Here is a 13,704-nt window from a genome sequence, read left to right as displayed (position 1 = left end):
AAACGTTTGCATGGACGGCGAACCGGTATCGGGATGCGCATCGCCGGCGGTCGTGGTGTAACGGGGAAAGCAGGAAAGCAGCGCGGCGGAGCAGCGCAACGCGGTGCCGGCGCGTCAGGCGTCGGTCACCCACGCGCCGAACCATTCGCTCGGGCGGGCGATCTCGTCCTGCGCGGCGACGAGTTCGAGTTCGTAACGGCGTGCGTCGTAGGTGGCCTTCACGACCGCATGCACGGCCGCGAGCGTGTGTTCGAACGCGGCGCGCACGGAGTCGCCGCGCAGCCGGCACGCGACGAAGATCGCGCTGGTGAGGTCGCCGACGCCGACCGGGTGGCGCGGAAACGCATACAGCGGCCGCTGGCCGATCCACGCTTCGGTTTCGGTGACGGCGAGCATGTTGAAACGGTCGGCCGGGCTGTTGCGGTCGTGCAGGTGCTTGACGAGGATGATCTGCGGGCCGCGGCGGATCAGCGCGCGGCAGGCGTCGACGGCTTCGGCGACGGTCTCGATGCGCCGCCCGGCGAGCTTCTGCAGTTCGGTGTGGTTCGGCGACATGCCGTCGGCGAGCGCGGGCACCTCCTGGACGATGAATTCCTCGACGCCCGGCTCGGGCCGGATGCCGCCCGTCTGGCCCATCGCCGGATCGCAGAAGTACCACGCGTTCGGATTCATCGCCTTCACCGAGCGCACGATCTCGACCGCCGCGCGCGCCTGTGGCGGCGAGCCGAGGAAGCCGGACAGCACCGCGTCGCAACGCTTGAGCGCGCCGATGGCGGCGATGCCGTCGACGAGCTGTTCCATCTTCGCGGCATCGATCGCGCTGCCGGCCCAGTGGCCGTACTGCATGTGATTCGACAACTGGACGGTGTTGAGCGGCCAGACGTTGACGCCGAGGCGCTGCATCGGGAACACGGCCGCACTGTTGCCGGCATGGCCGTAGATGACGTGCGACTGAATGCTGAGGACGTTTTTCATGGGAATTCGCCTGCACGCGTTTCAGGGTCACGTCACACGATACCCGAGTTCGTCATACGCGCGGAAGTCGCGCGGCCCCGGAGTGTTGCGCGCCGTCGTCACGCGAGCGCGTAGAATCGCGGGGCGCGAGCCCGCCCCGTTGCACTTCGGCGGCCCGCGCGCGTCCCTCATCACCGTGATCGCCATGCTTTCGATTTGCAAGATGTTGTCCGTCGCGCGCGCCGCGGTGCTCGGCGCGAGCGCCGCCGCCGCGTGCGCGCTGCCCGTTGCGGGCGTTGCCGCGACGCCCGCCGCCAACGACGGGCCCGCGTACGGCCCGCGGCTGGAAGGGTTTGCGTATCCGGCGCCCGTGCACGCGTACGCGTTCGTGTCGCAGCGGGAAACCCTCGAGATGGCGTACCTCGACGTGCAGCCCGCGCACCCGAACGGCCGCACCGTCGTGCTGCTGCACGGCAAGAACTTCTGCGCGGCGACCTGGGAAGACACGATCGACGTGCTGAGCCGCGCCGGCTATCGCGTGATCGCGCCGGACCAGATCGGTTTCTGCAAGTCGTCGAAGCCCGAGCGCTACCAGTACAGCTTCCAGCAACTCGCGCGCAACACGCACGCGCTGCTCGAATCGGTCGGCGTGAAGTCGGCGACGATCATCGGCCATTCGACGGGCGGGATGCTCGCGGTCCGCTACGCGCTGATGTATCCGAAGGCGACCGACCAGCTCGTGCTCGTGAACCCGATCGGCCTCGAGGACTGGAAGGCGCTCGGCGTGCCGCCGCTGTCGGTCGACTACTGGTATGCGCGCGAGCAGAAGACCACGGCCGACAGCATCCGCCGCTACGAGCAGGCGACCTACTATGCGGGCAAGTGGTCGCCGTCGTACGAGCGCTGGGTGCAGATGCTCGCCGGGATGTATCGCGGCGCCGGCCGCGACGCGGTCGCGTGGAACTCCGCGCTGATCTACGACATGATCTTCACGCAGCCGGTGGTCTACGAATTCGGCGCGATCCGCGTGCCGACGCTGTTGATGATCGGCGACAAGGACACGACCGCGATCGGCAAGGACGCCGCGCCGCCCGACGTGCATGCGAAGCTCGGCCGCTATCCGGAGCTCGCGAAGCGCGCGCAGGCCGCGATTCCCGGCGCGCAGCTCGTCGAATTCCCGGCGCTCGGGCACGCGCCGCAGATCCAGGACCCCGACGCGTTCCACAAGGCGCTGCTCGACGGGCTGGAGGCCGTGCGCCCGCAGTGACGCGGAGCAGGCCGCCGGCCGCGCGCCGTCGGGCGGTCAGCCTGCCTCGTTCGCGAGCTCGTCGCGGATCTGCGCGGCCAGTTCGAACGAGCGCAGCCGCGCGGCGTGATCGTAGATCTGCGCGGTGATGATCAGCTCGTCGGCGCCCGTCTGCGCGATGCGCTCGCGCAGCTTGTCGCGCACCGTGTCGCGCGAGCCGACCGCCGCGAACGACAGCGAATGCGAGACGGTCGCGAGTTCGAGTTCGTTCGCCTCGAGCACGTCGACGGGCGGCGGCAGCTTGCCCGGCGTGCCGCGCCGCAGGTTGATGAACTGCTGCTGCAGCGACGTGAACAGGCGCCGTGCCTCGTCGTCGGTCTCGGCCGCGAACACGTTGACGCCCACCATCGCATGCGGCTTCGGCCACGCGGCCGACGGCCGGTACTGCGCGCGATAGATCTCGAGCGCGCGCATCAGGTAATCCGGCGCGAAGTGCGACGCGAACGCGAACGGCAGCCCGAGCATCGCCGCGAGCTGCGCGCTGAACAGGCTCGAACCGAGCAGCCACACCGGGACGTCGAGCCCCGCGCCGGGCACCGCCCGCACGCGCTGGCCGGGCACCGGCTCCGCGAAGTAGCGCTGCAGCTCCGCGACGTCGTCCGGAAACGAATCCGCGCTGCCGATCAGGTCGCGGCGCAGCGCGCGCGACGTGGTCTGGTCGGTGCCGGGCGCGCGGCCGAGGCCGAGGTCGATGCGCCCGGGATACAGCGACGCGAGGGTGCCGAACTGTTCGGCGATCACGAGCGGCGCATGGTTCGGCAGCATGATGCCGCCCGAGCCGACCCGGATCGTGCGCGTGGCGCCCGCGACGTGGCCGATCACGATGGCGGTGGCCGCGCTCGCGATGCCCGGCATGTTGTGATGCTCGGCCAGCCAGTAGCGCCGGTAGCCCCAGCGTTCCGCGTGCTGCGCGAGATCGACGGTGTTGCGGAACGCTTGCGAGGCGTCGGCGCCGGCCGGGATGGGGGCGAGATCGAGTACGGAAAACGGTGTCATCGGAAGACCTTCGAAACGGGTGGCGTGGTGATGCGCTGACGCAACAAACGCCAACGATTTTGCCAAAGGGTTCCGGAACGTGCTGGCGGCGCGCGCATACCCATGCGCCTTACAGGGACGCAGGGTTCCTTGCGATGATCGTTGCAAAAATCAATCTAATCGCTGGTTAATTACCAAACTTTACGGCGATTGGAAATGAAACCGCATCGACATACAAATTTGCACGAAATGTCTGATTTTAAAGACTGCAATACGCCTGCAAAGTACTTACGCTAACGTGAACGTGGCCGGGCCGATCGGGTTCGTCGACCGCTCAGCTTTGCTGGAATTGCACTAGTCCGTTTCCCGGAACGCCGAGCGCCGGGGGGCGCGGACTGTTAAAATCCGGCGCCTGCCCATCTTGTGCCGATGGAGCCATTCGAGTCTTCCCGCATGCCGCCCGGGCGCTGCACGGGGATACGCCACGCGAAGCCGGGCATGGCCGCACCCGAACGACGGGTCGTGCCTCCCCCATTACAGACGCTGCAGGAACAAGGAGTCGGGTCGTGCCCGCGTTCGTCGTAGTCGGAATACCGCATCACGTTCAATCACGCTCGAGCGTTTGCCATGGCGCCCAGGTCGCCGGGAGGCGTCGCGCATGACGCCGATCGTCACGCTGCTCGACTGGCTCCTGATCGCGTTCACGCTCGCCGCGGCCGGCTACGCGCTCGTCGCGGCCTTCGCGCCGCGGCCGCGCACGCCGCGCACGGCGGTGCGCGACGGCTTCGAGCCGGTCAGCGTGCTGAAGCCGTTGTGCGGCGCGGAGCCGCACCTGTACGACAACCTCGCGACCTTCTGCACGCAGCGCCACCCTTGCTACGAGGTGCTGTTCGGCGTCGCATCGCCGGGCGATCCGGCCATCGCCGTCGTCGAGCGGCTGCGCGCCGCTCATCCGGCGTGCGACATCACGCTCGTGGTCGACGCGCGCGTGCACGGCAAGAACCTGAAGGTCAGCAACCTGATCAATCTCGCCGAGCGCGCGAAATACGGACGCATCGTGATCGCGGACAGCGACATCGCGGTGCAGCCCGACTATCTGGAGCGCGTGACGGCGCCGCTCGCCGACACGTCGGTCGGGGTCGTCACGTGCCTGTATCATGCGCGCAGCGTCGGCGGCTTCTGGACGCGGATCGGCGCGCAGTTCGTCGACGCCTGGTTCGCGCCGTCGGTGCGCATCACGCACCTCGGCCGCTCGAGCCGCTTCGGCTTCGGCGCGACGCTCGCGCTCACGCGCGACACGCTCGAGCGGATCGGCGGCCTCTTCGCACTGAAGGACGAACTGGCAGACGATTTCTGGCTGGCCGAGCTGCCGCGTCGGCTCGGGCGGCGCACCGTGCTGTCCGAGGTCGAGGTCGCGACCGACGTGATCGAACCGTCGTTCGGGCCGCTGTGGCGCCGCGAGACGCGCTGGCTGCGTACGATCCGTTCGCTGAACCCGGCCGGCTTCGCGTTCCTGTTCATCACGTTTACCGCGCCGTGGCTCGCGATCGGCGCGGCGCTCGCGTGGCGCCTCGACGGCACCTTCGCCGGCACGCTGGCGGGCGGGGCGGCCGCGCTCGGCGCATTCGGGCGGCTCGTGCTGCACGCGCGCGGCGAGGACGGCTGGCGCGCGTTCTGGCGCGACCTGCCGCTCGTCGCGGTGCGCGACACGCTGCTCGCGCTGGAGTGGCTCGCGGCCGTGTTCGGCACCCATGTCGTGTGGCGCGGCGCGAGGATGACGGTCGTCGGCGGCGAACGCGCGACGGCGGCCGTGGAAGCAGTGGACGGCCGCTAGGGCTGGCGATCGGACCCGGCCCGCGGGCCGACACGCGTCGCAGGGCGCAGCCGCGCGGCGCGACATGACGAAGAGGCGGGCGCCGGCATGGCGGCCCGCGGATTTTTTGACTGAATCGTTGTAACGAAACGAACTATGCAGGCTACCGGAGCATTCATGAAAACGCTGTTCTTGCAGGCCCCTTCGTATGACGGCTTCGACGGCGGAGCCGGCTCGCGCTATCAGGCGAAGCGCGAAATCCGTTCCTTCTGGTATCCGACCTGGCTCGCGCAGCCGGCCGCGCTCGTGCCGGGCAGCCGCGTCGTCGACGCGCCGGCCGACGGCCTGTCGGTCGAGGAAACGCTGAAGATCGCCAACGACTACGACCTCGTGATCATCCACACGAGCACGCCGTCGTTCCCGACCGACGCGATGTTCGCGCAGGATCTGAAGAAGATGAAGCCGTCGATGCTGGTCGGCATGGTGGGCGCGAAGGTGATGGTCGATCCGCACAACTCGCTCACGGCGAGCGACGCCATCGACTTCGTGTGCCGCGAGGAATTCGACTACACCTGCAAGGAGCTCGCCGAAGGCAAGCCGTTCGCCGAGATCAAGGGCTTGAGCTGGCGCGCGAAGGACGGCTCGATCGAGCACAACGAAGCGCGTCCGATCCTCGAGAACATGGACGAACTGCCGTTCGTCGCGCCCGTCTACAAGCGCGACCTGAAGATCGACAACTACTTCATCGGCTACCTGAACTATCCGTACGTGTCGATCTACACGGGCCGCGGCTGCAAGTCGCGCTGCACGTTCTGCCTGTGGCCGCAGACGGTCAGCGGGCATCGCTACCGCACGCGCTCGGTCGAGAACGTGCTCGCGGAAGCGAAGTGGATCCGCGACAACATGCCGGAAGTGAAGGAGCTGATGTTCGATGACGACACCTTCACCGACGATCTGCCGCGCGCCGAAGCCATCGCGATCGGCCTGGGCAAGCTCGGCATGACCTGGTCGTGCAACGCGAAGGCCAACGTGCCGTACAAGTCGCTGAAGATCATGAAGGAAAACGGCTTGCGCCTGCTGCTGGTCGGCTTCGAATCGGGCGACGACCAGATCCTCGTGAACATCAAGAAGGGTGTGCGCACCGATTTCGCGCGCCGCTTCAGCGCGGACTGCAAGAAGCTCGGCATCAAGATCCACGGCACCTTCATCCTCGGGCTGCCGGGCGAGACGAAGGAAACCATCAAGAAGACGATCGAGTACGCGAAGGAAATCAATCCGCACACGATCCAGGTGTCGCTCGCCGCACCGTATCCGGGCACGACGCTGTACAAGCAGGCCGTCGAAAACGGCTGGATGGAAGAGAACAAGACGATCAACCTCGTCAGCAAGGAGGGCGTGCAGCTCGCGGCGATCGGCTATGCGCACCTGTCGCGCGACGAGATCTATCACCACCTCGAACAGTTCTATCGCGAGTTTTACTTCCGTCCGTCGAAGATCTGGGAAATCGTGCGCGAGATGCTGACGAGCTGGGACATGATGAAGCGGCGCCTGCGCGAAGGCGTCGAGTTCTTCCGCTTCCTGCGCGCGCACGAGGCCTGATCCGTGGCGACGCAGCGGGCGGCGCGGGCGCTGATCTTCACCGCGGACGACTTCGGGCTGCACCCGCGCGTCAACGCGGCGGTCGAGCGCGCGCACCGCGACGGCGTGCTGAACGCCGCGAGCCTGATGGTCGGCGCACCCGCCGCGCAGGATGCGATCGAGCGCGCGCGGCGACTGCCGTCGCTCGCAGTCGGGCTGCATCTGGTGCTCGCGGACGGGCCGGCCACGCTGCCCGCGCATGAGATTCCCGCGCTCGTCGGGCCCGACGGGCGCTTCGGCGACGCGATGGCGAAGGACGGTTGTCGCTTCTTCTTCCTGCCGCACGTGCGCGCGCAACTGCGCCGGGAAATCCGTGCGCAGTTCGACGCGTTCGCGGCGAGCGGCCTGCCGCTCGACCACGTGAACGCGCACAAGCATTTCCACCTGCATCCGACCGTGCTGTCGATGATCGTCGAGATCGGCCGCGACTACGGGCTGCGCGCGGTACGGCTGCCGTACGAAACGAGCGCGCCCGCGCTGCTGAAGCCGTGGATCGCGCTGGTGCGCGCGCGGCTCGACCGCGCGGGGCTCGCGCACAACGACTACGTGGTCGGCATCGAGCATACGGGCGCGATGGACGAGGCCGTGCTGCTCGACGCGCTCGCGAAGCTGCCGCCGGGCGTCGGCGAGATCTACTGCCATCCGGCCGAAGCGGGCGATGGCCCGATCACGCCGACGATGGCCGGCTATCGCCCGGTCGACGAACTCGATGCGCTGCTGTCGCCGCGCGTCGCGGCCGCGCTGAAGGCGGCGGGCGTCGCGACCGGCGGCTTCGCCGACGTGTTCGGCGGGCCTGCGGCGCGGCGCGGCCCGCACGCGTCGCGCGCAGCGGGAGCGCAGCCGTCATGAGCAAGTGGATCAAGTGGCTCGGCTGGCCGATCGGCATCGGCATCCTGCTCGCGCTGGGGCTGCACGAGGGCGTCGATGACGTATCGCAGATGCTCGCGCGCGCCGGCTACGCGCTGCTGTGGCTCGTGCCGTTCCACGCGCTGCCGCTGTTGCTCGATGCGTACGCATGGCACCAGCTGCTCGACCGGCGCGGCTCGCTACCGTTCCTGTGGTGGATCGCGACCGTGCGCGAGGCGGTGAACCGGCTGCTGCCGGTGGTCGGCATCGGCGGCGAGATCGTCGGCATCCGGCTCGCGCGCTGGCAGGTGCCCGACGCGAGCCGTGTGACCGCGTCGGTGATCGTCGAAGTGCTCGTGACGATCGTCGTCCAGTATGCGTTCGCGGCGCTCGGCCTCGTGCTGCTGCTCGCGACGACCGACAACATAGGCGGCGGCACGATCGGCCTCGCGCTGCTGCTGACGCTGCCGTTGCCGGTGCTCGGCGTGGTGCTGATGCGGCGCGGCGGCATCTTCCATGCGATCGAGCGTTTCGCGGGCCGCCTGCTCGGCGATTCGCACCGGCTGCTGCAGGGCGTTGACGGCCGCCGGCTCGACGCCGACATCGATTCGCTGATGTCGCGCACGGGCCTGCTGTTCAGCGCGTTCTTCTGGCAACTGGCCGGCTACGTGCTCGGCGCGCTCGAGATCTACTGGGCGCTCGCGCTGCTCGGCCACCCGGTGTCGATCGGCGGCGCGATCGCGATCGAGGCGATGACGCAGGCCGTGCGGCATGCGGCGTTCATGGTGCCGGGCGGGCTCGGCGTGCAGGAGGCGACCGTCGTGCTGCTCGCGCAGATGTTCGGCGTCGACCGCGAGACGGCGCTGTCGCTCGCGGTGGTCAAGCGCGGCCGCGAGGTGCTGTTCGGCTGCCTCGCGCTCGGCTCGTGGCAGCTTGCCGAGCTGGTGCGCACGCGCCGCCGCCTGGGCGCGCCGCCGGCCGGGCCGCGCGCGACGGCGCCGGCGAATCGGGCGCCCGAAACCCGGACGGAAACCGAAACGACGCATTGAACAGCGGACGGCCCGGGCGGCCCGTCTCGCGCTTTTGGCGTCGCGCGGGTATCCTTGCCGCGTGTTTTCTCCACGCGCCATTCTTCCGATGATTTTCCGTTTCCGGCTGCTTTCCGTGACGATGCTGGCCGCCGCGCTGGCGCTCACCGGTTGCGACGACCAGGGCCATCTCGACGTGCAACGTATCAGGGATTTCTTCAACGCGATCAAGCCCGCGCCGCTGCTGCTGAAGGGGCTGAAGGCCGGCGAATCGACCGAGGCCGACGTGCGCGGCACGATGGGCAAGCCCGAGACCGAGCGCACGTTCACCGACGGCTCGAAGCGTCTCGAATATCCGCGCGGCCCGATGGGCAACCAGACCTGGTTCGTCGATCTCGATGCGAACGGGCGCTACACGGGCGCGACGCAGGTGCTGACCGCCGAGAATTTCGCGAAAGTGCGCCCGGGGATGGACGAGGACGAGGTGCGGCGCCTGCTCGGCAAGCCCGGCGACATCGCGCAGTATCCGCTGAAGCCGGAGACGGTCTGGAGCTGGCGCTGGCTCGAGGACGGCGTCAACACCGACGCGTTCTTCAACGTCCATTTCGGCCCGGACGGGCTCGTCTACACGACTTCGCGCTCCGACATCCTGAAAGGGCGGTGACGCTCACGCGCGGCGCTTCTTCAGCCAGTCGCGCAGCGCGTCGTTCATGCGCGTCTGCCAGCCGGGGCCGTCGGCCCGAAACGCGGCGAGGATGTCCGCGTCGTAGCGAATGCTGACCTGTTCCTTCGGGTGCTCGAGCTTCGGGCGCCCGAACTTCTTCGCGACGACCTCGACGAACGGCTCCATCGCGTCGATTTCTTCGTCGCTGAGTTCATGGGCGTCCGGATCGGCGGCGATGCCGCGCGCGATCGCCGCTTCTTCCTCGGGCGTGTTGCGGATGAATTTAACGGCCTTCTTCATATCGAATCATCTCTCGGTTGTTGGCCTTTCGCAGGCTGACGACACGCAGCGTGCGGCCGCGCGGGACGACGATCGCCGTGTAGAGGCGCGGGCCGATCGGCACCAGACAGATCCAGCGCGCCTCGCCGTAGTCCCGGCGGGTATCCGGCCACGCGCGCACGGCTTCCCACTCGGCAAATTCCGCCATTCGTAGCGAGATGCCGTGTTTCAGCCGGTTCGACAGATCCTTGGCGTCGTCGAAAACGAACGGAATTTCGACTAATTGTGGATGCGAAAACATGAAGTGGCAAGCTATTTTTGTGGATGCGAAAAGTAGAGGCCGCCACGAGTGACATCGGATCGGCGCGCAGCGCGTCGCGGGCATGAGCAAGCGATTGTGTGGCGTGTGTCCCGACCTGCCCATTCGGCCCGATGGCCAGTCCGGCGCTATATCGAAAAAGCGACCGGAAAATTGCAAAAAAACCGCTTCCCGGCATGTCATCCGACTGTCAGGGAGCGGTTTTTTTCCTTTTGAAACAGCGGCGTAGGTCGTGCGCAGAAATGGTGGGACGAATTGTTGCGACGCAGCAATCGCGCGCATGGTGATTTGAGGCAAATAATTTCGCTTGCGACTATCCGCGTCACTCCGGCGCGGGACAGGCATGCGCGTCGGCATTCATTCAACTCTGGAGACGCGCGTGTTCCTTTACGGCTTTGGTCCCGTCCTCTGGGCCGGCACCGTGCAGACCATCGAGCTGTCGGTGCTGTCGCTCGCCACCGCGGTGGCGCTGGGGCTGATCGGCGCGGTGGCGAAGCTGTCGCACAACCGGGTGCTGCGAGCGATCGCGACCGGTTATACGACGCTGATCCGCTCGGTGCCCGATCTTGTGCTGATGCTGCTGCTGTTCTATAGCATCCAGATCTGGCTGAACCAGTTCACCGACCTCGTCGGCTGGAACCAGATCGACATCGATCCGTTCGTGGCCGGCGTGCTGACGCTCGGCTTCATCTACGGCGCGTACTTCACCGAGACGTTTCGCGGCGCGTTCCTGTCTGTGCCGCGCGGCCAGCTCGAAGCCGGTGCGGCTTACGGGATGAGCGGCGCGCGCGTGTTCGCGCGGATCATGTTTCCGCAGATGATGCGCTTCGCGCTGCCGGGCATCGGCAACAACTGGCAGGTGCTCGTGAAGGCGACCGCGCTGGTGTCGATCATCGGTCTCGCGGACGTCGTGAAGGCCGCGCAGGACGCCGGCAAGAGCACGTTCAACATGTTCTTCTTCATCCTCGTCGCGGCGCTGATCTACCTTGCGATCACGACCGTTTCCAACCTCGTGCTGATCCAGCTCGAGAAGCGTTATTCCATGGGCGTGCGGCACGCAGAACTATGATCGAGATCCTCCAGGAATTCGGCAAGGCGTTCCTTTTCTGGGACGGCCAGCGCCTGTCCGGCCTCGCGGTCACGCTGTGGCTGCTCGTCGCATCGATTTCGCTCGGCTTCGTGTGCGCGGTGCCGCTCGCGGTCGCGCGCGTGTCGAGGAACAAGTGGGTGTCGACGCCCGTGCGGTTCTACACGTACGTGTTTCGCGGCACGCCGCTCTACGTGCAGCTGCTGCTGATGTACACGGGCATGTACAGCCTCGAGTTCGTGCGCTCGCACTCGCTGCTCGACGCGTTTTTCCGCAGCGGTTTCAACTGCGCGATCCTCGCGTTCGCGCTGAACACCTGCGCGTACACCACCGAGATCTTCGCCGGAGCGATCCGTGCGATTCCGCATGGAGAGGTTGAGGCGGCGCGCGCGTACGGGATGTCGCCGTTCACGATGTACCGCCGCGTGATCCTGCCGTCGGCGCTGCGCCGTGCGCTGCCGCTGTACAGCAACGAGGTGATCCTGATGCTGCACGCGACGACCGTCGCGTTCACGGCGACCGTGCCGGACATCCTGAAGGTCGCGCGCGACGCCAATTCCGCGACCTACATGGCGTTCCAGTCATTCGGGATCGCCGCGCTGATCTATCTTGCGGTATCGTTCGCACTCGTCGCGGCGTTTCGCCGCGCGGAGCGCCACTGGCTCGCGTATCTCGCGGCCGCCCGTCACTGAATTACTTCGAGGAGAGCCAGTTGGCCGAGATCACTCAAACGAGCGCGTCCGCTTCCGTCAAGCTTGCCGCGGTCGATATCCACAAGCGCTACGGCGACAACGAGGTGCTCAAGGGCGTGTCGCTGAACGCGAAGGCCGGCGACGTCATCAGCATCATCGGCGCGAGCGGGTCGGGCAAGAGCACGTTCCTGCGCTGCATCAATTTCCTCGAGCGGCCGAATGCGGGGCAGATCGTCGTCGACGGCGAGGCCGTGCGCACGAAGACCGACCGCGCCGGCGCGCTCGAAGTCGCCGATCACAAGCAGTTGCAGCGGATCCGCACGAAGCTCGCGATGGTGTTCCAGCACTTCAACCTGTGGGCGCACATGAACGTGCTCGAGAACGTGATGGAGGCGCCCGTGCACGTGCTCGGCATTTCGAAGAAGGAAGCCGAGGAGCGTGCGCGCGAGTATCTGGAGAAGGTCGGTTTGCCGCCGCGCGTCGAGAAGCAGTATCCGTCGCATTTGTCGGGCGGCCAGCAGCAGCGCGTGGCGATTGCGCGGGCGCTGGCGATGCATCCTGACGTGATGCTGTTCGACGAGCCGACTTCCGCGCTCGATCCGGAGCTGGTGGGCGAAGTGCTGAAGGTGATGCAGAAGCTGGCCGAGGAAGGCCGCACGATGATCGTCGTCACGCACGAGATGGGATTCGCGCGCAACGTGTCGAACCACGTGATGTTCCTGCATCAGGGGCGGACCGAGGAAGAGGGCGATCCGAAGGAGGTGCTGGTGCGTCCGCAGAGCGAGCGGCTCAAGCAGTTCCTGTCGGGCAGCCTCAAGTAACGCGACAGGGCGGGTTTCAACGTGGTACCGGTGTCTCGTCCCGCAGGCGCCACCCGCACGACGCAGGTGGCGATCGTTGCATTGCCGCCCGTGTCGATGTCGGGCGTGGGGCCGATCGTCGATGCGCTGAATCTCGCGAACGAGATCGACGGGCGGCTTTTGTACCGTTGGCAGGTGTGTTCGTGGGATGGGCGGCCGGTGCCGCTCGCGGGCGGCGCGCAGTGGCATGCCGATGCGGCGTTCAACGATGCGATCGCGTGCGACTGGTTGATCGTCGTGTCGGAGCGGTTTCAGCAGTTTGCCGATTATCGGTTGTTTCTCGCGAGTCTCGCGCGGGTCGGGCAGCGCACGCCGGTCGTGACCGGCATTCATCACGGCGTGTGGTGGCTGGCGATGGCGGGGCAGCTTTCCGGGTATCGCGTGAGCGTGAACTGGGAGACGTATCAGCAGTTCGCCGAGCAGTTCGAGCGGTCGATCGTCACGCAGCAGATCTTCGAGATCGATCGCGATCGGGCGACCTGCGCCGGTGGGCAGGCGACCGTCGATTTCATGCTGGCCATGATCGGCCGCGAACATGGGGCGGACCTCGCGGAGCGGATTGCCGATGCGCTTGGGGCCGGCACGCTGCGCAGCGGCGAGGAGCGGCAGCGGATTCCTTTTGTTACCGCGCCCGGCGAGCGACATCCTCGGTTGAATGATGCTTTGCTGTTGATGGAAGCCAATATCGAAGATCCGTTGACGACCGATGAGATCGCCGGGCTCGTCGGCGTTTCACGCCGGCAACTGGAGCGGCTCTTTCGGCAGTATCTCGGGGCGATGCCCTCGAAGTATTACCTCAATCTTCGCCTGCTCAAGGCTCGGACGCAGTTGCAGCGGACCAGCAAGTCGGTCGTTCAGGTTTCTCTCGCTTGTGGGTTCTCTTCTGCCGCGCATTTCTCTAACGCTTACCGCGAAAGGTTCGGAGTCACGCCTCGGGAAGATCGGCGAGCGTGGCTCGAGAAGCAGACTGGCGGCGGCAGTGAACCTCGTGGAGGGGCGCTCGTCGAGCGCGAGAAGGGGTGATGTTCGGGGTGGTGAGCGGTCGTGCGGTTTGCTCTCTCGTGAAGTACCTGTGATCGTGTCGGTCTATTAGCGTCGCCCCTGCGCGGGGCAGCGGGGAGGTATCCGGAATTTAGTGTGTGAGGCGGGTTGAGATTCAGACTCCAATGTTGAATCGTTCTGGGTAAAGCAGTGCGAACTGAGTCATGGCGCTCTTCCAATCGTGCCGGGAACCCGTCCACTT

Annotated in this window: 14 protein-coding genes; 10 read left to right on the top strand and 4 right to left on the bottom strand. The window is 66.8% G+C overall.

Annotation, left to right across the window (positions count from 1 at the left end; translation table 11 throughout):
• Positions 1 to 114: 114 nt before the first annotated feature.
• Positions 115 to 975: a pyridoxal kinase PdxY gene (gene pdxY / locus LGM42_RS15170; RefSeq protein ID WP_060313304.1), complete on the bottom strand. Its 861-nt coding sequence runs from the start codon at positions 973 to 975 to the stop codon at positions 115 to 117.
• A gap of 184 nt (positions 976 to 1,159) precedes the next feature.
• Between pdxY and LGM42_RS15165 the strand changes: the two genes are divergently transcribed.
• Positions 1,160 to 2,221, top strand: a complete 1,062-nt coding sequence (locus LGM42_RS15165; RefSeq protein ID WP_226232602.1) for an alpha/beta fold hydrolase — start codon at positions 1,160 to 1,162, stop codon at positions 2,219 to 2,221.
• 36 nt (positions 2,222 to 2,257) lie between these two features.
• Here LGM42_RS15165 and LGM42_RS15160 read toward each other — a convergent pair whose 3' ends face one another.
• A complete protein-coding gene (locus LGM42_RS15160; protein WP_226232601.1) occupies positions 2,258 to 3,256 on the bottom strand; it encodes an LLM class flavin-dependent oxidoreductase in 999 nt (332 codons plus the stop codon).
• A 637-nt stretch (positions 3,257 to 3,893) separates the two neighbouring features.
• On the opposite strand from LGM42_RS15160, the gene hpnI reads away from it, so the two are divergent.
• The 5 genes from hpnI (at position 3,894) to LGM42_RS15135 (ending at position 9,224) form a co-directional block, all read left to right on the top strand.
• The gene (gene hpnI, locus LGM42_RS15155; protein ID WP_226232600.1) at positions 3,894 to 5,069 is read left to right on the top strand and encodes a bacteriohopanetetrol glucosamine biosynthesis glycosyltransferase HpnI; all 1,176 of its coding nucleotides are present in this window, start codon (positions 3,894 to 3,896) and stop codon (positions 5,067 to 5,069) included.
• A 135-nt stretch (positions 5,070 to 5,204) separates the two neighbouring features.
• Entirely contained in the window at positions 5,205 to 6,647 is a 1,443-nt protein-coding gene (gene hpnJ / locus LGM42_RS15150) for a hopanoid biosynthesis associated radical SAM protein HpnJ (RefSeq protein ID WP_306532324.1), read from the top strand.
• Positions 6,648 to 6,650: 3 nt separating this feature from the next.
• Positions 6,651 to 7,535, top strand: a complete 885-nt coding sequence (gene hpnK, locus LGM42_RS15145; RefSeq protein WP_226232599.1) for a hopanoid biosynthesis-associated protein HpnK — start codon at positions 6,651 to 6,653, stop codon at positions 7,533 to 7,535.
• Positions 7,532 to 8,581: a lysylphosphatidylglycerol synthase domain-containing protein gene (locus tag LGM42_RS15140; protein ID WP_226232598.1), complete on the top strand. Its 1,050-nt coding sequence runs from the start codon at positions 7,532 to 7,534 to the stop codon at positions 8,579 to 8,581. Before hpnK ends, LGM42_RS15140 begins: the two co-directional genes overlap by 4 nt.
• Positions 8,582 to 8,669: 88 nt before the next feature.
• Entirely contained in the window at positions 8,670 to 9,224 is a 555-nt protein-coding gene (locus tag LGM42_RS15135) for an outer membrane protein assembly factor BamE (RefSeq protein ID WP_226232597.1), read from the top strand.
• A gap of 3 nt (positions 9,225 to 9,227) precedes the next feature.
• Here LGM42_RS15135 and LGM42_RS15130 read toward each other — a convergent pair whose 3' ends face one another.
• Both LGM42_RS15130 and LGM42_RS15125 read right to left on the bottom strand, forming a co-directional pair.
• Positions 9,228 to 9,524: a BrnA antitoxin family protein gene (locus tag LGM42_RS15130; protein ID WP_027783976.1), complete on the bottom strand. Its 297-nt coding sequence runs from the start codon at positions 9,522 to 9,524 to the stop codon at positions 9,228 to 9,230.
• The gene (locus tag LGM42_RS15125) at positions 9,508 to 9,804 is read right to left on the bottom strand and encodes a BrnT family toxin (protein ID WP_059573965.1); all 297 of its coding nucleotides are present in this window, start codon (positions 9,802 to 9,804) and stop codon (positions 9,508 to 9,510) included. Before LGM42_RS15125 ends, LGM42_RS15130 begins: the two co-directional genes overlap by 17 nt.
• 397 nt (positions 9,805 to 10,201) lie before the next feature.
• On the opposite strand from LGM42_RS15125, the gene LGM42_RS15120 reads away from it, so the two are divergent.
• From LGM42_RS15120 to LGM42_RS15105, 4 genes are read left to right on the top strand one after another with little or no spacing between them, the layout of a single operon-like run.
• Complete coding sequence (locus LGM42_RS15120; RefSeq protein WP_006488734.1) at positions 10,202 to 10,891, top strand: ABC transporter permease; 690 nt, start codon at positions 10,202 to 10,204, stop codon at positions 10,889 to 10,891.
• The gene (locus LGM42_RS15115) at positions 10,888 to 11,601 is read left to right on the top strand and encodes an ABC transporter permease (RefSeq protein WP_059573964.1); all 714 of its coding nucleotides are present in this window, start codon (positions 10,888 to 10,890) and stop codon (positions 11,599 to 11,601) included. Before LGM42_RS15120 ends, LGM42_RS15115 begins: the two co-directional genes overlap by 4 nt.
• 20 nt (positions 11,602 to 11,621) lie before the next feature.
• Complete coding sequence (locus tag LGM42_RS15110) at positions 11,622 to 12,422, top strand: ABC transporter ATP-binding protein (RefSeq protein ID WP_006488736.1); 801 nt, start codon at positions 11,622 to 11,624, stop codon at positions 12,420 to 12,422.
• 21 nt (positions 12,423 to 12,443) lie between these two features.
• On the top strand, positions 12,444 to 13,484 hold the full coding sequence (locus LGM42_RS15105; protein ID WP_059573963.1) for a GlxA family transcriptional regulator: 1,041 nt from the start codon (positions 12,444 to 12,446) through the stop codon (positions 13,482 to 13,484).
• Positions 13,485 to 13,704: the final 220 nt, after the last annotated feature.

The sequence above is a fragment of the Burkholderia sp. AU39826 genome (assembly GCF_020419965.1).
Classification (GTDB): domain Bacteria; phylum Pseudomonadota; class Gammaproteobacteria; order Burkholderiales; family Burkholderiaceae; genus Burkholderia; species Burkholderia semiarida.
The sequence above is the reverse complement of the archived record's forward strand: the minus strand, read 5'-3'. Positions and strand labels throughout refer to the sequence as shown.